This is a genomic window from Amycolatopsis albispora, assembly GCF_003312875.1.
GTDB classification, from domain to species: Bacteria; Actinomycetota; Actinomycetes; order Mycobacteriales; family Pseudonocardiaceae; genus Amycolatopsis; species Amycolatopsis albispora.
The window spans coordinates 8,295,933-8,320,930 of record NZ_CP015163.1; the positions used below are offsets into that span (position 1 = coordinate 8,295,933).

General features: G+C 72.4%; 2 protein-coding genes (1 of these 2 only partly in view). Both read left to right on the forward strand.

The features are described 5' to 3' along the window. A protein-coding gene (locus A4R43_RS38975) for a type I polyketide synthase (protein ID WP_113696676.1) crosses the window boundary here: on the forward strand, positions 1-3,198 show its 3' end. The gene continues 24,297 nt to the left of window position 1, outside the view; 3,198 of the gene's 27,495 nt are visible here — the last part of the coding sequence; its start codon lies off the left edge, out of view; its stop codon occupies positions 3,196-3,198. 8 nt (positions 3,199-3,206) lie between these two features. Further along, entirely contained in the window at positions 3,207-24,980 is a 21,774-nt protein-coding gene (locus A4R43_RS44320; protein ID WP_113696677.1) for a type I polyketide synthase, read from the forward strand. Positions 24,981-24,998: the final 18 nt, after the last annotated feature.

Sequence of the window (24,998 nt, forward strand, 5' to 3'; positions counted from 1 at the left end):
CTGGTCGCGCTGGCGGAGGACGCCACGGCCCCGCACGTGGTGCGCGACGAGGCGGCCCGCTCCGGCAAGCTCGCCTGCCTGTTCACCGGGCAGGGCGCGCAGCGGATCGGCATGGGCCGTGAGCTGTACAACCGCTTCCCGGCGTTCGCTTCGGCGCTTGACGAGGTGCTCGAGGCGCTGGCGAGTGTCACGAATGTGGCTTTCGAGACGCCAGATGTCTCGAAAGCCACATTCGTGACATCGCTGCGCGACGTGATGTGGGGGGATGATCGGGCGGCGCTCGACCAGACCGGCAATGCCCAGCCCGCGTTGTTCGCCGTCGAGGTCGCGCTGTACCGGCTGCTGGAGTCGTGGGGCATCAAGCCGGACTTCCTCGCCGGGCATTCGATAGGTGAGCTGTCCGCCGCCCACGTGGCTGGGGTGCTTTCCCTTGACGACGCCTGCACGCTGGTCTCCGCCCGCGCTCGCCTGATGCAGGCGCTCCCGGCCGGTGGTGCGATGGCGGCGCTGCAGGCGAGCGAGGAGGACGTGCGGCCGTACCTGGTCGAAGGTGTGTCGATCGCCGCGGTGAACGGGCCGAACTCGGTGGTCGTCGCCGGGGACGCGGAACTGGTCGAGAAGGTGGCCGAACCGTGGAAGGCCAAGTGGCTCAAGGTCTCCCACGCCTTCCACTCGGCGCACATGGACCCGATGCTGGACGAGTTCCGCGCGGTCGCGAACACCCTGACCTTCGAAGCGCCGCGCATCCCGATCGCCACCGAAGGCGACGTGACCTCACCCGAGTACTGGGTGCGGCACGTGCGGGACGCCGTGCGGTTCGGGGACGCGATGCGGTCGCTGGACAGCCGGGGTGTGGCCACCTACGTGGAACTGGGCCCGGACGCGGCGCTGTCGGCGATGGCCCGCGAGTCGATCTCGGCGCAGGCCGTGGTGGTTCCGGTGCTGCGCAAGGACCGCGGTGAGGAGAACAGCCTGGTCTCCGCGCTCGCCAGGGTGCACACCCGCGGTGTCCGGATCGGCTGGCGCGAGTTCTTCGACGGTGTCGGCGCGAGCAGGGTGGACCTGCCGACCTACGCCTTCCAGCGGCAGCGGTACTGGCCGGACGCGGTGCCCGCCGCACCCAAGGCGGAGACCGATGGTGTGTCCGACCAGGGGCTTTGGGACGCGGTGGCGAAGCAGGACTTCGCTTCGCTGCAGTCGGTGCTCGACGTGGACACCGAGTCGCTGTCCAAGGTGCTCCCGGCGCTGCTCGACTGGCGGCGCCAGCGCGAGGACCAGTCCGTTGTGGACAGCTGGCGGCACCGCATCGCCTGGAAGCCGCTGGGCGGGAAGAAGACCGATCGGCTCGACGGCACCTGGCTCGCGGTGGTCCCGGCCGGGCGCGGGGAACTGCTCGACGCGATCGACGGCGAGTTCGTCCCGGTCGAGGTCGGTGCACCCGACCGCGAGCAGCTCGCCGAAGCGCTCAAGGCACACGGTGGTACGCGGTTCACCGGGGTGGTTTCCCTGCTGGCGCTGGCCGATTCGGCCGGCGGCGGGGCACCGGCCGGGGTGCTGCTGACCGCGACCCTGGTCCAGGCGCTCGGTGACGCGGGCATCACCGCGCCGCTGTGGTGCCTGACCAGCGGGGCCATCTCGGTGGGTCGCTCGGAGGCGCCGGCGCACCCGGAGCAGGCGGGTGTCTGGGGTCTCGGCCGGGTGGCCGCGATGGAGTACCCGGAGCGCTGGGGCGGGCTGCTCGACGTGCCCGCGCCGCTCGACGACCGGGTGGTCCGGGGCATCACGTCCGTCCTTTCCGGACTGGACGGTGAGGACCAGGTGGCCGTGCGGACCAGCGGCATCTTCGGGCGGCGGCTGCTGCCCGCCCCGGCACCGGTTCCGGCGCGGGAGTGGACGCCGGAGGGCACGGTGCTGATCACCGGCGGCACCGGCGCGCTGGGCGGGCACGTGGCCCGCACCCTCGCCGAGGCCGGGACGCGGCACCTCGTGCTGGTCAGCCGCCGCGGTCCGGACGCACCTGGTGCCGAGGAACTGCGGACCGAGCTGGCCGGGCTCGGCGCGGCGGTGACCGTGGCCGCGTGTGACGTCACCGACCGGGAGGCGATGGAGAACCTGCTCGGCACGATCCCGGACCTGACCGGTGTGGTGCACGCGGCGGGTGTGCTCGACGACGGGGTGCTCGACCGGCTCACGCCCGACCGGTTCCAGGAGGTGTTCCGCACCAAGGTGGATTCCGCGCTCCTGCTGGACGAGCTGACCAGGGACATCGATCTCGGCGCGTTCGTGTTGTTCTCCTCGGCGTCTTCGGCCATCGGCAATCCCGGTCAGGCCAACTACGCCGCGGCGAACGCGGTGCTCGACGCGCTCGCCGAGCGCCGCCGGGCCGGCGGGCACGCGGCGACCTCGATCGCCTGGGGTGCCTGGGGTGGCGGCGGCATGGCGGGCAGCGACCAGGCCATGGACACCGCGCGCCGGGCCGGGGTGGCGATGATGGATCCCGCGCTGGCCTGCCAGGTGCTGCGGCAGCTGGCCGCGGAGAGCGAGCCGACCGCGGTGGTGGCCGCGGTCGACCAGAGCCGGTTCGGTTCCGGTTTCCGGCCCAGCCCGCTGATGCGTGAGCTGGCGCCCGCGCGGGAGCAGGTGGAGGCCGCGCCCGCCGAACCGGCACTCGCCGAGCAGGTGCTCAAGCTGGCCCCGGCTCGCCGCTACGAGGTGGTGCTGGAGCTGGTGCGGACGCGGGCCGCCGAGGTGCTCGGGCAGGCCGATCTCGACGCGGTGCGCGAGGACCGCCCGTTCCGCGACCTCGGCTTCGACTCGCTCGCGGTGGTGGAGCTGCGCAATCAGCTCAACGCCGCGACCGGGCTGAGCCTGGCCTCCACGCTGGTGTTCGACCACCCGAACCCGAAGGCACTGGCCGAGCACCTGCTCGAACAGCTGGTGCCCGATGGCGCCGCGGCGGACAGCGAAGAGGCCGAGGTCCGCGAGCTGCTCGCCTCGGTGCCGCTGGCGAAGCTGCGTGAGCACGGGGTGCTCGACCAGCTGCTGCGGCTGGCCCGGCCCGGCGACGAGCCGTCGGAAAACGGCGAAAGCGCCTCCATCGACACGATGACCGTGGACGACCTGGTGCAGGCCGCGCTCAGCGGCCAGGACAGCCATGACAGCGGCCATGACGACCAGTCCGACCTTTCCTGGAAGTGAGTCAGAGCATGAACGCGCCCAACGAGAAGGTTGTCGAAGCGCTCCGGGTCGCGATGAAGGACGCCGAGCGGCTGCGCCGGCAGAACCGCGAGCTGGTGGCCGCCGCTTCGGAGCCGATCGCGATCGTGGCGATGAGCTGCCGCTTCCCCGGTGGTGTCGATTCACCGGAGGCGTTGTGGGAGCTGGTCGCCTCGGGGGGTGACGCCATCTCCGGCTTCCCGGCGGGGCGTGGCTGGGACACCGAGTCGCTGCAGTCCGCCGAGACCGACGACCGCGGTACCAGCATGAGCCTGCAGGGCGGGTTCCTGCCCGGCGTGGCCGACTTCGACCCCGGCTTCTTCGGCATCTCGCCACGCGAGGCGGTCACCATGGATCCGCAGCAGCGGCTCCTGCTGGAGACCACCTGGGAGGCGATCGAACGCGCCGGCATCGACCCGTCGAAGCTGCGCGGCAGCCGGACCGGTGTTTTTGTCGGCACCAACGGGCAGGACTACTCGCACCTGATGGTCCGCTCGGTGGCCGACGCCACCGGCGACATCGGCACCGGCATCGCCGCCAGCGCCATCTCCGGGCGGGTTTCCTACGAACTGGGGCTGGAAGGCCCGACCGTCACGGTGGACACCGCGTGCTCGTCTTCGCTGGTCGCGCTGCACCTGGCCGCGCACGCGCTGCGCACCGGCGAATGCTCGCTGGCGCTGGCCGGTGGCGTGAACATCATGGCAACGCCCGGTTCGCTGGTGGAGTTCAGCCGCCAGGGCGGGCTCGCGCGCGACGGCCGGTGCAAGGCGTTCTCCGACGACGCCGACGGCACCGGCTGGTCCGAGGGCGTCGGCCTGCTGCTCCTGGAGCGGCTGTCGGACGCGCAGCGCAACGGGCACGAGGTGCTCGCCGTGGTGCGCGGTTCGGCGGTCAACTCCGACGGCGAGTCCAACGGCTTCACCGCGCCCAACGGCCGGGCGCAGCAGCGGGTGATCCGGCAGGCGCTGGACCGCTGCGGGCTGGCACCGTCCGATGTGGACGTGGTGGAGGCACACGGCACGGGGACCCCGCTGGGCGACCCGATCGAGGCACGCAGCCTGCTGGCCACCTACGGCCAGGACCGCGAGCACCCGCTGCTGCTGGGCTCGATCAAGTCGAACCTCGGGCACACGCAGGCGGCGGCGGGGGTCGCCGGGGTGATCAAGATGGTCATGGCCATGCGGCACGACCTGGTGCCGAAGACCCTGCACGTGGCCAAACCGTCCACCCACGTGGACTGGACCACCGGTGCGGTCCGGCTGCTCACCGAGGCCACGCCGTGGCCGGAGACCGGCCGGGCCCACCGGGCGGCGGTTTCGTCGTTCGGGGTCAGCGGCACCAACGCGCACGCCATCATCGAGCAGGCTCCGCCGATGGCGGTCGAGGCGGTGCCGGACGTGCCTGAACCCGCGGTGGTGCCGTGGGTGCTGTCCGGGCGGACCCCGGCGGCCCTGCGTGCCCAGGTGCGCTCGATGCTGTCCTTTGTGGACAACGAGCGCCCGGTGGACCTGGCGCTTTCGCTGGCCACCACCCGGACCAGCTTCGAGCACCGGCTCGCCGTGGTCGGCGGCAGCCGCGAGGAACTGTGCGAGTCGCTGTCCGCGTGGGTGGAGAACGGGACCGCGGCGGGTGTGGTGACCGGTGAGGTCAACGGCCGCGCCAAGCTGGGGGTGTTGTTCTCCGGTCAGGGTGCGCAGCGGATCGGCATGGGCCGCGAGCTGTACGGCCGTTTCCCGGTTTTCGCGGATGCCTTCGACGAGGTGGTGGCCGAACTCGACCGGCACCTGGATGGCTCGCTGCGGGACGTGGTCTGGGGCGACGACGCTGAACTGCTGAACCAGACCGGCTGGACGCAGCCCGCGCTCTTCGCCATCGAGGTGGCGTTGTTCCGGCTGGCCGAATCCTGGGGCCTAGCCCCGGACTTCGTGGCCGGGCACTCCATCGGCGAGATCGCCGCCGCCCACGTCGCCGGGGTGTTCTCGCTGGAGGACGCCGCCGGGCTGGTCGCCGCGCGGGCGCGCCTGATGCAGGCGCTGCCCCCGGGCGGGGCGATGGTGGCGATCAAGGCCACCGAGGACGAGATCACCCTGACCGAAGGCGTGTCGATCGCCGCGATCAACGCACCCGGTTCCGTGGTGATCGCCGGTGAGGAAGCCGCGGTGCTGGCCATCGCGGAGGGCTTCGAGAAGACCACGCGGCTGAAGGTGTCGCACGCCTTCCACTCGCCGCTGATGGACCCGATGCTGGACGAGTTCCGCCGGTTCGCCGAGGGCATCGCCTACGCCGAGCCGTCGATCCCGGTGGTCTCCAACCTGACCGGCGAACTGGCCACCGCGAACGAACTGCGCTCCGCGGACTACTGGGTGCGGCACGTCCGCGAGGCGGTCCGGTTCGCCGACGGCGTGCGGGCGCTGGCCGGCGCCGGGGCCGGGGTGCTGCTCGAACTGGGCCCGGACGGCGCGTTGTCCGGGCTGGCGCAGCAGAGCGCCGACCTGCCGGTTGCCCCGGCGCTGCGCAAGGACCGCGGTGAGGAAGCCGCGATCCTCGGCGCGCTGGGCAAGCTGCACGTCAGCGGGGTGGCGGTGGACTGGGCGGCGGTGCTCGACGGCACCGGCGCCCGCCGGGTCCCGCTGCCGACCTACGCCTTCCAGCACGAGAAGTACTGGCCGTCGGTGTCGGTGCGCTCGGGTGACATTTCGGGGCTGGGCCTGGATTCCGCGGACCACCCGCTGCTCGGCGCGGCCACCACGGTGGCCGGGTCCGGTGAGCTGGTGATGACCGGCAGGCTGTCGCTGGAAAGCCATCCGTGGCTGGCCGACCACGCGGTCGGGGGCGCGGTCCTGTTCCCCGGCACCGGTTTCCTCGAACTCGCCCTGCGTGCCGCCGATCAGGTCGGCTGCGACCGGGTGCACGAGCTGACCCTGGTGGTGCCGCTGGTGCTCGCCGAGAAGTCCTCGGTGACCGTGCAGGTGTGGGTCGGTGCGCCGGACGCGTCCGGGCGCCGCCCGGTCAGCGTGCACTCGCAGCAGGGCAACGCCGAATCGTGGGTGCAGCACGCCAGCGGCTCGCTCGGCGACGGTGCCGCCGTCGCGCCGTTCGCCGCCGCCGAATGGCCGCCCGCCGGGGCGGAAGCGCTTGATCTGGACGGGTTCTACGAGCGGTTCGCGGAAACCGGGCTCACCTACGGTCCGGTGTTCCAGGGCGTGCGGGCCGCCTGGCAGGGAGAGGGCGAAATCTTCGCCGAAGTCGCGCTGCCGGACGGTGTCGAGGACGCCGGTGAGTTCGGGGTGCACCCGGCGCTGCTCGATTCGGCCTTGCACGCCAGCCTTTTTGTGCACCCCGACCGCGAGGACAGCGGCCTGCTGCCGTTCTCGTGGAGCGGGGTTTCGCTGCACGCCTCCGGGGCTTCGACGCTGCGGGTCCGCCTGGCCGCCACGGCCGACGACGCGATCTCGGTGACCGCGGTCGACGTCCAGGGCGAACCGGTGCTGTCGGTGGAGTCGCTGGCCCTGCGCTCGGCGACCGCGGAATCGACCGCCCGCGCGCAGAGCGAGCAGGACTCGCTGTTCCGGCTCGACTGGGTCACCCAGCCCGGCGCGAAGTCCACTGAGGACACGCGTTGGGCGGTGCTCGGCACCGGGGAAGCCGCGCTGGGGGCGGCGGTCGCCGCGACCGGTGGGTCCCGTGTGGACTCACTCGACGAATTGGCCGAGCTGGCCGGCGGCGTGCCGGACATGGTGCTCTGGCCGGTCGGCAGCGACGGCGAAAGCCCGGCGGACGTGCACGAGCTGACCGCGCGGGTGCTCGGCACCGTGCAGGACTGGTTGGCGGACCAGCGGTTCGGCGACTCGTGCCTGGTGGTGGTCACCCGTGGCGCGGTCGCCGCCGGTGACGAGAACGTGCACGACCTGCCCGCCGCCGCGGTGTGGGGCCTGGTGCGCACCGCCCAGTCGGAGAACCCGGGCCGCCTGCTGCTGCTCGACCTCGACCAGGCGGACACCGACGTGCTCGGCGGCCTGCCCGCCCTGCGTGCCAATGGCGAAACGCAGATCGCCGCGCGTGAGGGTGAACTGCGCGTCGGACGGCTCGCGCGGCTGGCCGCCGGTACCGCGCTGGTGCCGCCGGTCGGCGTGCCGTGGCGGCTGGACAGCGGCCGCAAGGGCAGCCTCGACGGCCTCACCCTCGCGCCCGCCCCGCAGCTGCTGGACCCGGTGGAAGGCCGTCAGGTCCGGGTGGCCGTCCGCGCGGCCGGGCTGAACTTCCGCGACGTGCTGAACGCGCTGGGCATGTACCCCGGTGACGCGGGCCTGTTCGGGTCCGAGGCCGCCGGTGTGGTGGTCGAAACCGGGCCCGAAGTGACCGGGCTGGCGCCGGGCGATCGCGTGATGGGCATGCTCTTTGGCGGCATGGGCCCGCTGGGCGTGGTGGATGAGCGCCTGCTGACCAAGCTGCCGGACGACTACTCGTTCGAAACCGGCGCCTCGATCCCGCTGGTGTTCCTCACCGCCTACTACGCGCTGGTGGACCTGGCCGCGCTGCGGCCGGGGGAGAAGGTGCTGGTGCACGCGGGTGCCGGTGGGGTCGGCATGGCCGCGGTCCAGCTCGCCCAGCACTTCGGCGCGGAGGTGTTTGCCACCGCGAGCGAGGGCAAGTGGGACACCCTGCGCGGGCTCGGCCTCGATGACGACCACATCGCGTCCTCGCGCTCGCTTGACTTCGAAGCGAAGTTCCCGCAGGTCGACGTGGTGCTCAACGCGCTGGCCGGCGAGTTCATCGACGCGTCGCTGCGCCTGCTCGTGCCCGGCGGGCGCTTCCTCGAAATGGGCAAGACCGACCTCCGTGCCCCGGAGAGCCTGCCCGAGATCCGCTACCAGGCCTTCGACCTCGGCTGGGTGGACCCGGACCGGATCGGCGCCATGCTGGCCGAGCTGAAGGAGCTGTTCGCGGCGGGCGCGATCCGGCCGCTGCCGATCGTCAGCTGGGACGTGCGCCGCTCGCGGGACGCGTTCCGGTTCATGAGCCGCGCCCAGCACATCGGCAAGATCGTGCTCACCGTGCCGCCCGGCTGGGACCCCGACGGCACGGTCCTGATCACCGGCGGCACCGGTGGCCTCGGCGGGGTGCTCGCGCGTCACCTGGTCACCGCGCGCGGCATGCGGAACCTGGTGCTGGTCAGCCGCAGCGGCGAGAACGCGCCGGGCGCGGTGGAACTCCGGGACGAGCTGACCGAAGCGGGCGCGAACGTGACCGTCGCCGCCTGCGACGTCGCCGATCGTGACGCACTGGAAGCACTGCTCGCCACCATTCCGAACCTGACCGCCGTGGTGCACACCGCCGGTGTGCTCGATGACGGCATCGTCGGCTCGATGGCCCCCGAGCGGCTCGACACCGTGCTGCGGCCGAAGGTGGACGCCGCCTGGCACCTGCACGAACTCACCCGCGACCGCGACCTGGCCGGGTTTGTGCTCTATTCCTCGGTTTCCGGCGTGATGGGCAGCGCCGGGCAAGCGAACTACTCGGCCGCGAACGTGTGGCTCGACGCGCTGGCCCACCGCCGCCGCAGTGAAGGGCTCGCGGCGACTTCGGTGGCCTGGGGCGCGTGGACGCCGGAAATCGGCATGACCGCCACGGTCAGCGACACCGACCTGCGGCGGATGAGCGAATCGACCAATCCGCTGTCGGTCGAGCAGGGCCTGGCGTTGTTCGACACGGCGATCGGCTGCGACGAGCCGTTGCTGGTGGCGCTCAACGGCGGCGCGGGGCAGGCCGGATCGGCGCAGGGGCACGTGCCCGCGTTGCTGCGTGGCCTGATGCGTGCCGGCCGCCGCACCGCGGCCAGCGGCACCAGCGGTGGTGAGGGCCTGGCGCAGCAGCTGCTCGGCATGCCGGAGGACGAGCGCATCCGGCACCTCGTGGAGATGATGCGCACCGAGGCGGCCGCCGTGCTCGGGCACAGCTCACCGGACGCGATCGGGGTCGATCGTGAGTTCCGGCAGCTGGGCTTCGACTCGCTGACCGCCGTCGAACTGCGCAACCGCCTCGGCTCGGCGACCGGCATGACCCTGCCCGCGACGCTGGTCTTCGACTACCCGACCCCGCGGGTGCTGGCCGAGTACCTGCTTGACGAACTGCTGGGCGCCGCGGAGGAGCTGACCGAGATCGCGCCGCAGGCCGCGGGCACCGCCGACGACCCGGTGGTGATCGTCGGGATGAGCTGCCGGTTCCCCGGTGGCATCGACTCGCCGGAGGACCTCTGGCAGTTCCTGCTCGACGGCGGTGACGCGATCACCGACTTCCCGCCGGACCGCGGCTGGGAGTCCGACCCGACCGGCGGCACCGAAGGCGCGAAGGGCGGCTTCCTGGCCGACATGGCCGGGTTCGACACCGGCTTCTTCGGCATCTCGCCCCGCGAGGCCAAGGCGATGGACCCGCAGCAGCGCCTGGTGCTGGAGGTCTCGTGGGAGGCCATCGAGCGCGCCGGGATCGACGCCGCGGCCCTGCGCGGCACGCCGACCGGCGTGTTCATGGGCACCGGCGGGCAGGACTACACCAACGTGGTGCTGCGGGCCAACGAAGATCTCGAAGGCCACGCCAGCACCGGCCTGGCCGCGGCCGTCATTTCCGGCCGCGTCTCCTACAGCTTCGGCTTTGTCGGCCCGTCGCTGACCATCGACACCGCGTGCTCGTCGTCGCTGACCGCGCTGCACCTGGCCGCGCAGTCGCTGCGCACCGGGGAAAGCTCGCTGGCGCTGGTCGGCGGCGTCGCGGTGATGAGCACCCCGATGAGCTTCGCCGGGTTCACCGCGCAGGGCGGGCTCGCACCGGACGGCCGGTGCCGCGCCTTCTCCGACGACGCCAGCGGGACCAGCTGGTCCGAGGGCGTCGGGGTGCTGGTGATGGAGCGGCTGTCCGACGCCCGCCGCAACGGGCACCAGGTGCTCGCCACGCTGCGCGGCAGCGCGGTCAACCAGGACGGCGCGTCGAACGGGCTGACCGCGCCGAACGGGCCGTCGCAGCGCCGGGTGATCCGCGCCGCGCTGGCCGGTGCCGGGCTCGCCGCGTCCGATGTGGACGTTGTGGAGGCACACGGCACCGGGACCAAGCTGGGTGACCCGATCGAGGCGCAGGCCCTGCTGGCCACCTACGGCCAGGACCGCGAACGGCCGTTGCTGCTCGGTTCGGTGAAGTCGAACCTGGGCCACACGCAGGCCGCGGCCGGTGTGGCCGGGGTGATCAAGACGGTGCTGGCGCTGCGGCACGGGGTGGTGCCCAAGACACTGCACGTGGCCGAGCCGACGTCCCATGTGGACTGGTCGGCCGGTGCGGTGGAACTGGTCACCGAGGCCACGCCGTGGCCGGAGGTCGATCGCGCCCGACGGGCCGGGGTGTCCTCGTTCAGCCTGAGCGGCACCAACGCGCACGTGATCTTCGAGCACACGCCGGTGGCCGAGGCCGAACCGGCCGAGCGGGACGAGCCGGAGATCGTGCCGGTGCCGGTGTCGGCGAAGACCCCGGAAGCGGTCGATGGCCAGCTGGAGCGCATCCGCTCGTTCCTCGGCTCGCACTCCGCGCTGGACACGGCGTATTCGCTGGTGACAACGCGCACGGAGTTCGAGCACCGCGCGGTACTGCTGTCCACAAAGGATGGTGTGGTGGAGGTCGCGCGGGGAACCGCGGTGGACCGTCCGCTCGCCGTGTTGTTCTCCGGCCAGGGTTCGCAGCGGCTGGGCATGGGCCGGGAGCTGTACGCCCGGTTCCCGGTCTTCGCGGCGGCGCTGGATGAGGTGCTGGCTGGCTTGGCGAGTGTCACGAATGTGGCTTTCGAGACGCCAGATGTCTCGAAAGCCACATTCGTGACATCGGTGGAGGGGCTTCGCGAGGTGATGTGGGGGGAGGACGCCGACGCGCTGAACGAGACCGGCGCCACGCAGCCCGCCCTGTTCGCCATCGAGGTGGCGCTCTACCGGCTCGTCGAGTCGTGGGGTGTGAAGCCGCGATTCCTGGCGGGCCATTCGATCGGTGAGATCGCGGCCGCGCACGTCGCCGGGGTGCTCAGCCTGGAGGACGCGTGCCGGCTGGTCGGCGCCCGTGCCCGGCTGATGCAGGCGCTCCCGGCCGGTGGCGCGATGGTGGCGATTCGCGCCACGGAGGACCAGGTGTCCCCGCTGCTCACCGAGGGCGTGTCCATCGCGGCGGTCAACGGGCCGTCGTCGGTGGTCGTCGCGGGTGACGAGGCCGAGGTGCTGGCCATCGCCGAAGGCTTCGAGAAGACCTCCCGGCTCCGGGTGTCCCACGCGTTCCACTCGCCGCTGATGGACCCGATGCTGGACGACTTCCGCGCGGCCATCGGGGAACTCACCTTCCACGAGCCCCAGCTCCCGGTGGTCACCACGGGCGACGTGACCTCGCCGGAGTACTGGGTGCGGCACGTCCGCGACGCCGTGCGCTTCGCCGACAACGTGTCCACTTTGGTCAGCGAGCGCGCCGGGGTGTTCCTGGAACTGGGCCCCGACGGCGTGCTGTCCGCGATGGTCGCGGAAACCGCGCCGGACGCGGTGGTGGTGCCGGTGCTGCGCAAGGACCGGCCCGAGGAGCCCACCGCGCTGACCGCGCTGGCGAAGCTGCACGTCAACGGCGTCCCGGTGGACTGGACCAGCCTGTTCCCCGGCGCCCGCCGGATCGACCTGCCGACCTACGCCTTCCAGCACGAAAAGTGCTGGCCGTCGATGGCCACCGGGGCGCGGGCCGGTGACGTGTCCGGGCTCGGCCTGTTCTCCACCAAGCACCCGCTGCTGACCGCGGCGATGGCGGTCGCCGGTTCGGACGAGATCGTGCTGACCGGGCGACTCTCCCTGACCACCCACCCGTGGCTGGCCGACCACCGGGTCGGCGGCCGGGTGGTCTTCCCCGGCACCGGCTTCCTCGACCTGGTCATCCGCGCGGGCGACCTGGTCGGCTGCGACCGCGTCGAGGGGCTGGCGCTGATGGTGCCGCTGGCCTTCGACGACCGCTCCGGGGTCGCGGTGCAGGTCCGCGTCGGCGAGCCCGACGACCACGGCCGCCGCGAGGTCGGTGTGTACGCGCAGCCCGCCGACGGCACCGGTCGCGAATGGACCCACCACGCCGGCGGCACGCTGAGCACCAGCGAAACCGTGCCGGAGGGCATCAGCGAGTGGCCACCCGCCGGGGCCGAGCCCGTCGAGCTGGACGGCCACTACGACCGGCTCGCCGCGGAAAGCGGCCTGAGCTACGGCCCGGTGTTCCAGGGCCTCAAGGCGGTCTGGCGCGCCGAATCCGAGGTCTACGCCGAGGTCGAGCTGCCGGAGCAGGTCGAGGACGCGGCCGCGTTCGGGCTGCACCCGGCGCTGCTGGACGCGGCACTGCACGCGATCGTGTTCCTGGACGAGGAAAGCCGCGGCCTGCCGTTCGCCTGGCACGGCGCGTCCCTGCACGCGGTGGGCGCCTCCGTGCTGCGTGTCCGGCTCGCCCGCGGCAGCGGCGACTCGATGTCGGTGACCGCGGTCGACGTCGAAGGCGCGCCGGTGCTTTCGGTGGAATCCCTTTCGCTGCGGGCTTCCTCGGTCGATGACGCCCCGAAGCAGCAGGGCCGGATCAGCGACTCGCTTTTTGTGGTGGACTGGTCGCCCGCCGAACTCGCCGCCGACCGGCCCGCCGCGAAGTGGGCGCTCCACGGCGACGACCTCTTCGGCCTCACCCCGACCGCCACGGCCGAAGAAGCCGACGCGATCCTGGTCCAGTTCGCGGGTGCCGAAGGTACCGAAGCCGTGCACGAACTGACCGCCCGCGCGCAGGAACTGCTCCGCGACACCCTGGCCGACGAGTCGGGGAAGCCGCTGGTGCTGGTCACCCGCGGGGCGACCGCCGTCGGTGACGAAGCCGTGCGCGACCTCGCCGCCGCCGCGGTCTGGGGCCTGGTGCGCTCGGCGCAGGCGGAGAACCCCGGCCGGTTCCTGCTGGCCGATCTTGACGAGACGGCCGAATCCGCGGCCGTGCTGACCAACCTCACCGAACTGCTGGAACTCGGCGAGACGCAGGTCGCGCTGCGGGCGGGCACGGCCCACCTCGGCAGGCTGGCGCGGCTTTCCGCCAGCCCCGCGCTGGTGCCGCCGGAGGGCACGCCGTGGCGGCTGGCCACCGCGAACAAGGGCAGCCTGGACGAGCTGATCCTGGCGCCCTGCCCCGATCTGCTGGAACCGCTGACCGAGCGCCAGGTGCGCGTGGCGATCCGCGCGGCCGGGCTGAACTTCCGCGACGTGCTCAACGCGCTGGGTATGTATCCCGGCGAGGCGGGCGTGTTCGGCGCCGAAGCCGCCGGTGTGGTGGTCCAGACCGGTCCGGACGTGGTGGACCTGCGGCCGGGCGACCGGGTGATGGGCATGCTGTTCGGCGGGTTCGGCCCGGAGGGTGTGGTCGACGAGCGCTTCCTGACCAAGCTGCCCGAGGACTGGTCGTTCGAGACCGGTGCCTCCTACCCGCTGGTCTTCCTCACCGCCTACCACGCGCTGACCGACCTCGGGAACGTCCAGCCGGGCGAGAAGGTGCTGGTGCACGCCGGTGCCGGTGGGGTCGGCATGGCCGCGGTGCAGCTCGCCCAGCATCTCGGCGCGGAGGTGTTCGCCACCGCCAGCGAGGGCAAGTGGGACACCCTGCGTGGCCTCGGCCTTGACGACGACCACATCGCGTCCTCGCGCAACGCCGACTTCGAAGCGAAGTTCGGCCAGGTGGACGTGGTGCTCAACGCGCTGACCGGTGAGCTGATCGACGCGTCGCTGCGGTTGCTCGGCGAGGGCGGCCGGTTCCTCGAAATGGGCAAGACCGACATCCGCGACCCGGCGAGCCTGCCCGGCATCACCTACCAGGCCTTCGACCTGGGCTGGGTGGAATTGGACCGCATCCAGCAGATGCACGACGAGCTGAAGGAGCTGTTCGCGAGCGGCGCGATCGAGCCGCTGCCCGTGCGGACCTGGGACGTGCGCCGCGCGAAGGACGCGTTCCGGTTCATGAGCCGGGCCCAGCACATCGGCAAGATCGTGCTGACTGTGCCCGCGCAGTGGGACCCGGAGGGCACGGTGCTGATCACCGGTGGCACCGGCGGCCTCGGCGCCGAGCTGGCCCGGCACCTGGTCGGCACCCGCGGGGTCCGGCACCTGCTGCTGACCAGCCGCCGTGGCCCGGAGGCGCCGGGCGCGGTCGAACTGCAGGCCGAGCTGATCGCCCATGGCGCCGACGTCGAGGTGGTGGCCTGCGACGCGAGTGACCGCGAATCGGTCGCCGCGCTGCTCGCGGGCGTGCCCGCCGAGCACCCGCTGACCGCCGTGGTGCACACCGCCGGTGTGCTCGATGACGGTGTGGTCGGCTCGCTCACCCCGGACCGGATCAGCAAGGTGCTGCGGCCGAAGGTGGACGCCGCGTGGCACCTGCACGAGCTCACCCGTGACCTCGACCTTGCCGATTTTGTGCTCTACTCCTCGATTTCCGGCGTGATGGGTGCGGCCGGGCAGGGCAACTACGCCGCCGCGAACAGCTATCTCGACGCGCTCGCCACGCAGCGGCGGGCCGCCGGGCTGCCCGCGTCCTCGCTGGCCTGGGGTGCCTGGGCCGGTGCCGGGATGGCGAGCGACATGGACGCGGCCGCGCTGGAGCGGATGGCCCGCGCCGGTACCCCGGCGCTGTCCGTGGAGCTCGGGCTGTCGCTGTTCGACGCGGCGATCACGGTGGACGAACCGCTGGTGGTGCCCGCCAGCATCGTGACCAACGCGGGTGCGGCGCCGATGGCCGTGCCGCCGATGCTGCGTGGCCTGCTGAGCACCGGGCGCCGCCGGGCCGCGACCGGCGGCCGGGGCAGCGGCGCGCTGCGGAAGCTGGAGGGCTTGAACCGCGAGGACCGGCTGACCGCGCTCGTCGATCTGGTGCGCACCGAGGCGGCGGCCGTGCTCGGCCACGACTCGACCACCGCGGTGGACACCGAACGCGACTTCCGCCAGCTGGGCTTCGACTCGCTGACCGCGGTCGAGCTGCGCAACCGGCTCGGCCAGGCGACCGGCATGAGCCTGCCCGCCACGCTCGTCTTCGACTACCCGACGCCGCTGGCGCTGGCGGACTTCCTGCACACCGAGCTGTTCGGTGACGACGAGCCGGTGGAGGACCTGCCGTCGGTGGCGAAGGTGGCCGACGAGCCAGTGGTGATCGTCGGCCTGAGCTGCCGCTTCCCCGGTGGGGTCGACTCGCCGGAGGACCTGTGGGACCTGCTGGTGGACGGGCGGGACGCGATCAGCGGCTTCCCGGACGACCGCGGCTGGGACCTGGACTGGCTCGCCGGCGGCGGGCCCGGCAGCAGCGTCACCGGACAGGGCGGCTTCCTGCCCGGGGTCGCGGGCTTCGACCCGGGCTTCTTCGGGATCTCCCCGCGCGAGGCGGTGGCGATGGACCCGCAGCAGCGGCTGCTGCTGGAAACCTCGTGGGAGGCCATCGAACGCGCGGGCATCGACCCGGTTTCCCTGCGTGGCAGCCGGACCGGCGTGTACGTCGGCACGAGCGGCCAGGACTACTCGCAGCTGGTCATGGGCGCGCAGGAAAGCATGGAGGGCCACGCCGGAACGGGTACTTCGGCGAGCGTGATCTCCGGCCGGTTGTCCTACACCTTCGGCCTGGAGGGCCCGGCGGTCACGGTGGACACGGCGTGCTCGTCTTCGTTGGTGGCACTGCACTTCGCGGCGCAGGCGCTCCGAAGTGGAGAGTGCTCGCTGGCGCTGGCCGGTGGGGTGACGGTGATGGCCACGCCGGGCATGTTCATGGAGTTCTCGCGGCAGGGCGGGCTCGCGCGGGACGGGCGGTGCAAGGCGTTCGCCGACTCCGCCGATGGCACGGGCTGGTCCGAGGGCGTCGGTGTGCTGGTGCTGGAGCGGCTGTCGGACGCGCGGCGCAATGGGCACCAGATCCTCGCCGTGGTCCGGGGCAGCGCGATCAACCAGGATGGTGCTTCGAACGGGCTGACCGCACCGAACGGTCCTTCGCAGCAGCGCGTGATCCGCCAGGCACTGGCTTCCGCTGGTCTGTCCACTTCGGACGTGGACGCGGTGGAGGCACACGGCACCGGGACCGCGCTGGGTGACCCGATCGAGGCGCAGGCGCTGCTGGCGACCTACGGCCGCAACCGCGAGGAACCGCTGTGGCTCGGCTCGATCAAGTCGAACCTGGGGCACACGCAGGCCGCGGCGGGGGTCGCCGGGGTGATCAAGATGGTGCTGTCGTTGCGGCACCGGGTGCTGCCGCGCACGCTGCACGTCGAGCAGCCTTCGTCGCATGTGGACTGGAACGCCGGGAAGGTCTCGCTGCTGACCGCTCCGCGTGAATGGCCGGAGACCGGCCGGCCGCTGCGCGGTGGCATCTCGTCGTTCGGCATCAGCGGCACGAACGCGCACATCATCCTGGAGCAGGCACCAGAGGACGCCTCTCCCGCGCGACCGGAGCCGACGTTCACCCCGGCCGTGGTGCCGTGGGTGGTCTCCGCCAAAACCGAGGCTGCATTGGATGCCCAGCTGGCCAGCCTGCGTGACTCGGCTGCCGACCGCTCGCCGGTCGATGTCGGCTACTCGCTGGCGACCGGGCGTTCGCGCTTCGAGCACCGCGCGGTACTGCTGTCCACAAAGGACGGCATGGTCGAGGCGGCGCGGGGGACCGCGGGCAAGCGTGAGCTGACCTTCCTGTTCGCCGGGCAGGGCTCGCAGCGGCTCGGCATGGGCCGGGAGCTGTACGACCGGTTCCCGGTGTTCAAGTCCGCTTTGGACGAGGTCTTCGCGCACCTGGACGTCCGCGAGGTCATGTGGGGCGAGGACGCTGACGCGCTGAACCAGACGGGGAACGCGCAACCCGCGTTGTTCGCCCTGGAAGTGGCGTTGTACCGGCTGGTCGAGTCCTGGGGTGTCAAGCCGGATCGGCTTGCCGGGCATTCGATCGGGGAGATCGCCGCCGCGCACGTCGCCGGGGTGCTCAGCCTCGAGGACGCGTGCACGCTGATCAGCGCTCGCGCTCGCCTGATGCAGGCTCTGCCGACCGGTGGCGCGATGGTGGCGATCAAGGCCACCGAGGACGACGTATCCCCGCTGCTCACCGAGGGCGTCTCGATCGCGGCGGTGAACGGGCCGTCGTCGGTGGTCATCGCCGGTGAGGAAGCCGCGGTGCTGACCATCGCGGAGGGCTTCGAGAAGACTTCGCGCCTGAAGGTCAGCCACGCGTTCCATTCGCCGCTGATGGACCCGATGCTGGAAGACTTCCGCGCGGCCATCGAAGGGCTGACCTTCAACGAGCCGAGCATTCCGCTGCCTGGTGAGGTGACCTCGCCGGAGTACTGGGTGCGGCACGTCCGCGACACCGTCCGCTTCGCCGACCACCTCACCCCGGACGCGGCCTACCTGGAACTGGGTCCCGACAGCACGCTGTCGGCGATGGCCGCCGAGGTCACCGGGATCGCCGCTCCCGCGCTGCGCAAGGACCGCCCGGAAGAGACCGCGCTGCTCACCGCGCTGGCCCGGCTGCACGTGACCGGTGTGCGGATCGACTGGGCCGCCTACTTCGAGGGCACCGGCGCACAGCAGGTCGACCTGCCCACCTACGCCTTCCAGCACGAGAACTACTGGGTCGAGGGCGGTGGCTTCGGCAGCCGGTTCGGCGCCGGTCAGGACCCGGTGGACCAGGCGTTCTGGGCCGCGGTGGAACGCGAAGACCTGGAAACCCTCGCCGAGACGCTGGAACTGGACAGCGACACCGTGTCGGCCGTGGTGCCCGCGCTGTCGGCTTGGCGCGTGCGCAGGCACGCGCAGTCCACTGTGGATTCCTGGCTGTTCGGCGAGGAATGGCAGCAGCTCGAACCGGGTGAGGCCGGCCCGGGTGGCAGCTGGCTGGTCGCGGTGCCCGCCGAGGCCGACGAAGTTTGGATCGGTGCGCTGCTTGGCTCGCTCGGCGCCGAAGTCACCCGCGTTGAGATCACCGACCGCGCGTCGCTGGCCGAGCAGCTGTCCGGCGTCACCGCCGACCGTGTGCTCTCGCTCGGCGGGGCCATCGAAGCCGCCACCCTGTTCCAGGCCCTCGGTGACGCCGGGGTGCTCGCGCCGGTCTGGGCGGTCACCCGTGGTGCCGTGTCGATCGGCCGCACCGACCCGGTGCTCGACCCCGCGCAAGCCGCCGTCTGGGGGCTCGGCCGGGTCGCCGCGCTGGAGCAGCCGCAGCGCTGGGGTGGTCTGATCGATCTGCCGGAGAAGCTGGACGACCGCGTGCTGCGCCGCCTGCCCGCGGTGTTCACCGGTGCCGAGGACCAGGTGGCCGTCCGCCCGCACGGGGTGTTCGGCAGGCGGCTGGTGCCCGCGTCCGGCGACCGTGCGATCTGGCAGCCGACCGGCACCGCGCTGATCACCGGCGGTACCGGTGCGCTGGGTGCCCGCGTGGCGCGGGACCTGGCTGGTCGCGGGGTGGACCGGCTGGTGCTCCTCAGCCGTCGCGGGCCGGAGGCGCCGGGCGCCGCCGAACTGCGGGACGAGCTGACCGGGCTCGGCGCCGAGGTCACCATCACCGCCTGCGACGTGGCCGACCGCGACGCCGTGGCCGCCGTGCTCGACGGCATCCCGGACCTGACCGCGGTGGTGCACACGGCCGGTGTGCTCGATGACGGGGTGTTGGAGAGCCTGACCCCGGACCGGTTCGAGGCGGTGTTCACGGCCAAGGTGGACTCGGCCGTGGTGCTCGATGAGCTGACCCGCGAACGGGACCTCGCCGCGTTTGTGCTGTTCTCCTCGGTCGCGGGCGCGGTCGGCAACCCCGGCCAGGGCAACTACGCCGCGGCCAACGCGGTGCTCGACGCGCTCGCCCAGCAGCGCCGCGACCGCGGCCTGCCCGCGACCTCGATCGCCTGGGGCGCCTGGGCCGGTGGCGGCATGGCCGAGCAGGCCAGGGCCGGTGCCGCCACGCTCGACCCGGAGCTGGCGATCACCGCGTTGTGGCAGCTCGCCGCCGGTGGTGCGGCCACCACGGTGGTCGCGGACCTGCGGCAACCGCAGCTGCTGCACGGCCTGCTGAGCATGCGGCCGAGCCCGCTGCTGGCCGAGCTGCCTGAGGCGCGGCGGGTGCTGGACGAGGTGGAGAACGAGCGCCGCGAGGCCGCCTCCGCCGCGTCCGAGCTGCAGCGCGCCATCCGCGGCCTGAGCGGGGAGCAGCGGGTCGAGCCGGTGCTGGACCTGGTGCGCACGCGGGCCGCTGAGGTGCTCGGGCACGCGGGCAAGGAAGCGGTCAGCGTCGACAAGGCGTTCCGCGACCTCGGCTTCGACTCGCTCACCGCGGTTGAGCTGCGCAACCAGATCTCCGCGCTGACCGGGCTGACGCTGCCCGCGAGCCTGGTCTTCGACTACCCGACGCCGCAGGCGCTCGCCGAATACCTGCTTGCCGAACTGCTCGGCGAGGGCACGATGCTCGATGAGCCGGCCGACGTGGCCGACGTGCTCGATGAGCCGGTGGTCATCGTGGGCCTGAGCTGCAAGTTCCCCGGTGGCGTGCACACCCCCGACGACCTGTGGCAGCTGCTGGTGGAAGGCGGGGACGCGATCAGTGAGTTCCCGGCCGACCGCGGCTGGGAGACCGACTGGCTCACCGGCGACGGCCCGGCCAGCGGCGCCACCGGCCGTGGTGGCTTCCTGCCCGGCGTGGCCGGGTTCGACGCCGCGTTCTTCGGGATCTCCCCGCGCGAAGCCGTGGCGATGGACCCGCAGCAGCGGCTCCTGCTGGAGAGCACCTGGGAGGCCATCGAACGCGCGGGCATCGACCCGACTTCCTTGCGTGGCAGCAAAACCGGCGTGTACGTCGGCACGAACGGGCAGGACTACCAGCACCTGGTGATGCGGTCGCAGGACGACATGGAGGGCCACGCCGGGACCGGAACCTCGGCCAGCGTGATCTCCGGCCGCCTGTCCTACACCTTCGGATTCGAGGGCCCGGCGGTCACCGTGGACACCGCGTGCTCGTCTTCGCTGGTGGCACTGCACTTCGCGGCGCAGGCGCTCCGAAGTGGAGAGTGTTCGCTGGCGTTGGCGAGCGGGGTCACGGTGATGACCACGCCGTCCAGCTTCGGCGGCTTCGACCGTCAGGGCGGGCTCGCGCAGGACGGCCGGTCGAAGGCCTTCGCCGACGGCGCGGACGGCACGGGCTGGTCCGAGGGCGTGGGTGTGCTGGTGCTGGAGCGGTTGTCCGACGCGCAGCGCAACGGGCACCAGATCCTCGCCGTGGTCCGCGGTAGCGCGATCAACCAGGACGGTGCCTCGAACGGGCTGACCGCGCCGAACGGACCGTCGCAGCAGCGCGTGATCCGGGCGGCGCTGAGCAGTGCCGGGCTGCGTCCGTCCGATGTGGACGCAGTGGAAGCACACGGCACCGGGACCGCGCTGGGTGACCCGATCGAGGCGCAGGCGCTGCTGGCGACCTACGGCCGCAACCGGGACGAACCGCTGTGGCTCGGCTCGGTGAAGTCCAACCTGGGCCACACCCAGGCGGCGGCCGGTGTCGCCGGGGTGATCAAGATGGTGCTGGCCATGCGCCACGGTGTGCTGCCGCGCACCATGCACGTCACCCGTCCTTCGTCCCATGTGGACTGGACGTCGGGGGCGGTGTCCCTGCTGACCGCGCCGCGTGAATGGCCGGAGGTCGATCGGCCGTACCGCGCCGGGGTGTCGTCCTTCGGCATCAGCGGCACGAACGCCCACGTGATCCTGGAGCAGGCACCACCGCAGGCGCCGGTGATCGAACCCGCGCGGGTCGAGCCGTCGGTGGTGCCGCTGCCGGTGTCCGCCCGCACCCGGGCCGCGCTGGACGCGCAGCTCGACCGCATCCGCGCGCTGGACTCCGCTCCGCTGGACACCGGCTACTCGCTGGTGACCGGGCGGGCGAACCTCGACCACCGTGCCGTGCTTCTGTCCACTGAGGACGGTTTGACCGAGGTGGCCCGTGGCTCGGCCACCGGGCGTTCGCTGGGGGTGTTGTTCTCCGGCCAGGGTTCCCAGCGCATCGGCATGGGCCGGGAGCTGTACGACCGGTTCGAGGTCTTCGCCGACGCACTCGACGCGGTGCTCGCCGGGCTCGACCCGCGGGTGCGCGACGTGATGTGGGGTGCTGAGCAGGAGGCACTGAACCAGACCGGTTTCGCCCAGCCCGCGTTGTTCGCGCTCGAAGTGGCGCTGTACCGGCTGGCCGAGTCGTGGGGCCTCAAGCCGGACCACCTCGCCGGGCACTCCATCGGTGAGGTCGCCGCGGCCCACGTGGCCGGGGTGTTCTCGCTGGAAGACGCGTGCAAGCTGGTCAACGCCCGCGCCAGCCTGATGCAGGCCTTGCCGACTGGCGGGGCGATGATCGCCATCCAGGCGAGCGAGGACGAACTCACGCTCCCCGAAGGTGTCTCCATCGCGGCGATCAACGGGCCGCGTTCGCTGGTGATCGCCGGGGAGGAGGCCGCCACCGAGGCGGTGGCCGCGAGGTTCGCCAAGTCTAGGCGTTTGCCGGTCAGCCATGCGTTCCACTCACCTCTGATGAACCCGATGCTGGACGACTTCCGTGCCGTGGTGGCGGGGCTGACCTTCGCCGAGCCGCGGCTGCCGGTGGTGACCAGTGGGGACGTCACCGAGCCGGAGTACTGGGTGCGGCACGTGCGGGACACCGTGCGGTTCGCCGACGGCATCCGCGCGATGACCGAAGCCGGCGTCACGGCCTTCCTGGAACTGGGCCCGGACGGGGTGCTCAGCGCGATGGCCGCCGAATCCGCGCCCGGCGCGGTGCTGGTGCCGGTGTGCCGCAAGGACCGGCCGGAGGAAGTGGCCGCGCTGAGCGCGCTGGCGAAACTGCACGTCAACGGGGTCGGCGTGGACTGGCGGCCGGTGTTCGCCGGCACCGGTGCGCGCCGGGTCGACCTGCCTTCGTACGCCTTCCAGCACGAGGACTACTGGCCGACCACCGCCGGGGCACGACGCGGTGACGTCGGGGACATCGGGCTGGTCGCCGCCGAGCACCCGCTGCTCGGCGCGGCGATGCCGGTGGCCGGGTCCGACGGGGTGGTGTTCACCAGCCGGATCGCGCCGGCGGCGCTGCCGTGGATCTCCGAGCACGTGGTGAACGGGGCGGCCACCTTCCCCGAAACCGGGTTCGCCGAGGTTGCCATCCGCGCCGCCGACCAGGTCGGCTGCGACCGGGTCGAGGAGCTGACCGTGACCACGCCGCTGGTGCTGGGCGAACGCGACGCGGTCGCGTTGCAGGTCTGGGTCAGGGCCGCCGACGAGCACGGCAACCGGGCGATCGAGATCTACTCGCGGCCCAGCACCTCGCTCGACACCTGGACCACGCACGCCACCGGGGTGCTGAGCAGTGGCGAGCGGGTCGCCGAGTTCCCCGCCGAATGGCCGCCCGCCGGTGCCGAACCGGTGGCGCTCGACGACTGGTACGCCGACTCGGAGTTCGGCGAGACCTTCCGCGGCCTGCACGCCGCGTGGCTGTCCGGCGACGAGGTGTACGCCGAAGTCGAACTGCCGGAGGACCTGGCGGATGCGGCCTACTTCGGGCTGCACCCGGCCCTGCTGGCCACCGCCGTGCAGGCGGTCGATCTGGCCGATGTGGACGGTCTGGACGCGGGGTTGTCACCCGCGGTGTGGGCCGGGCTGTCGCTGCACGCGTCGGGCGCCACGGTGCTGCGGGTCAAGGTCAAGCGGACCGGCCGCGATTCGGTCTCGCTGGCCGCGGCCGACGGTGAGGGCGCCCCGGTGTTCTCGCTCGAATCGCTGGTCATGCGCACGCTGGTCACCACCGAGGCAAGCACCGAAAGCACCCGGCAGGAAGCGCTGCTGACGGTGGACTGGGTGCCGGTGCCCGCCGAACTGGGGCCGGTGCCCGAAGGCAGCCGCTGGGCCGTGCTCGGTGCCGACGAACTCGGCGTCGGCGCGGCGGTCAAGTCCGCCGGGTTCGACGTCTCCGCCTCCGCGCAGTCCCTTGTGGACACCATCGCGGAGTCGGACGGCGTGCCCGACCTGGTGCTCGTGCCGGTGACCGGTGGTGCCGAAGGTGACGTGCCGCAGCTGGTCCGCGAAACCACCGGGCGGGTGCTCGGCGTCATCCAGGACTACCTGGCGGACAGCCGGTTCGCGCGGTCCCGTGTGCTCTTCGTGACCCGCGGTGGTGGTGACCTGACCGCCGCGCCGAGCTGGGGCCTGGTCCGGACCGCGCAGTCGGAGAACCCCGGCAGCTTCCTGCTGGTGGACGTGGACGGCGAGGACCACTCGCTGGACCTGCTGCCCATGCTGCCCGCATTGCTGGCCTCCGGGGAGTCGCAGGTGGTCGTGCGCAACGGCGTGCCGAAGGTCGGCAGGCTGGCGCGGGCCGCGGAAGGTGCTCCGGCACCCGAGTGGGATCCCGAGGGCACCGTGCTGGTCACCGGTGGCACCGGCGGCCTCGGCGCGGAACTGGCCCGGCACCTGGTCGGCACCCGCGGCGTGAAGCACCTGGTGCTCACCTCGCGGCGTGGCCCGGACGCGCCCGGCGCGCTCGAACTGCGGGCCGAGCTGACCGCGCACGGCGCGAACGTGGACGTGGTCGCCTGCGACGTGGCCGACCGGGCCGCGGTGGACGAACTGCTCGCCGCCATTCCCGGTGAGCTGACCGCGGTGGTGCACACCGCCGGTGTGCTCGACGACGGTGTGGTCGGCTCGCTCAACCCGGAACGGCTGGACACGGTCATGCGGCCGAAGGTGGACGGCGCCTGGCACCTGCACGAGGCCACCAAGGACCTCGGGCTGGCCGCTTTTGTGCTGTACTCCTCGGTTTCCGGGGTGCTCGGCAGCGCGGGCCAGGGCAACTACGCCGCCGCCAACGTGTTCCTCGACTCGCTGGCCCGCCACCGCCGGTCGCTCGGCCTGCCGGCCACCTCGCTGGCGTGGGGGCCGTGGACGCAGGACGGCGGCATGACCAGCGGCCTGGACGCGGGCGCGGTCGAGCGCATGGAACGGTCGATCACCCCGCCGCTGTCGCTGGCGCAGGGCCTGGCCCTGTTCGACGCGGCGACCGCCCGCGACGACGCCGTGCTGGTGCCGCTGCGGGTGCGGACCGGCAACGCCAGGTCGGACGCGCCGATCGCGCCGATCCTGCGTGGCCTGGTGCGCACCGGCCGCCGGACCGCCGGTGGCCGGGCCGGTGGTGCCGGGCTGGTCCAGCGCCTGAGCGGGATGCGGGAGAACGAGCGCGTCCGGTTCGTGATGGACCTGGTGCGCACGCACGCGGCGGTGGTGCTCGGGCACGCGTCGGCCGACGCCATCGAACCGGACCGCGAGTTCCGCCAGCTCGGCTTCGACTCGCTGACCGCGGTGGAGCTGCGCAACAGCCTCGCCGCGGCGACCGGCGCGGTACTGCCCGCCACGCTGGTCTTCGACTACCCGACACCCACCGCGCTCGCCGAATTCCTGGTCGCCGAACTGCTCGGCACCGCGCCGGACGAAGGTCCGTCGCTGCTCGCCGAACTGGACCGGCTGGAGAGCGCGTTGTCCGCCAGCGACGCGGACGAACTGGCCAGGGCCGGGGTGGCCGCGCGGCTGCGGAACCTGCTCGCGCAGGTCGGCGGCGCCGGCAAGGCCGAAGAGGCGGCCCCGGTGGCGGAGCGGATCCACGCGGCGAGCACCGACGAGGTGCTGGCCTTCATCGACAACGAACTAGGCCGCGGCTCGGCTGACCGCTGATAGGAGAGGTTTTCCGAC

Excerpts from the sequence above, each read along its gene's own strand:
- A4R43_RS44320 (WP_113696677.1), top strand. The coding sequence starts at position 3,207 with ATGAACGCGCCCAACGAGAAGGTTGTCGAAGCGCTCCGGGTCGCGATG.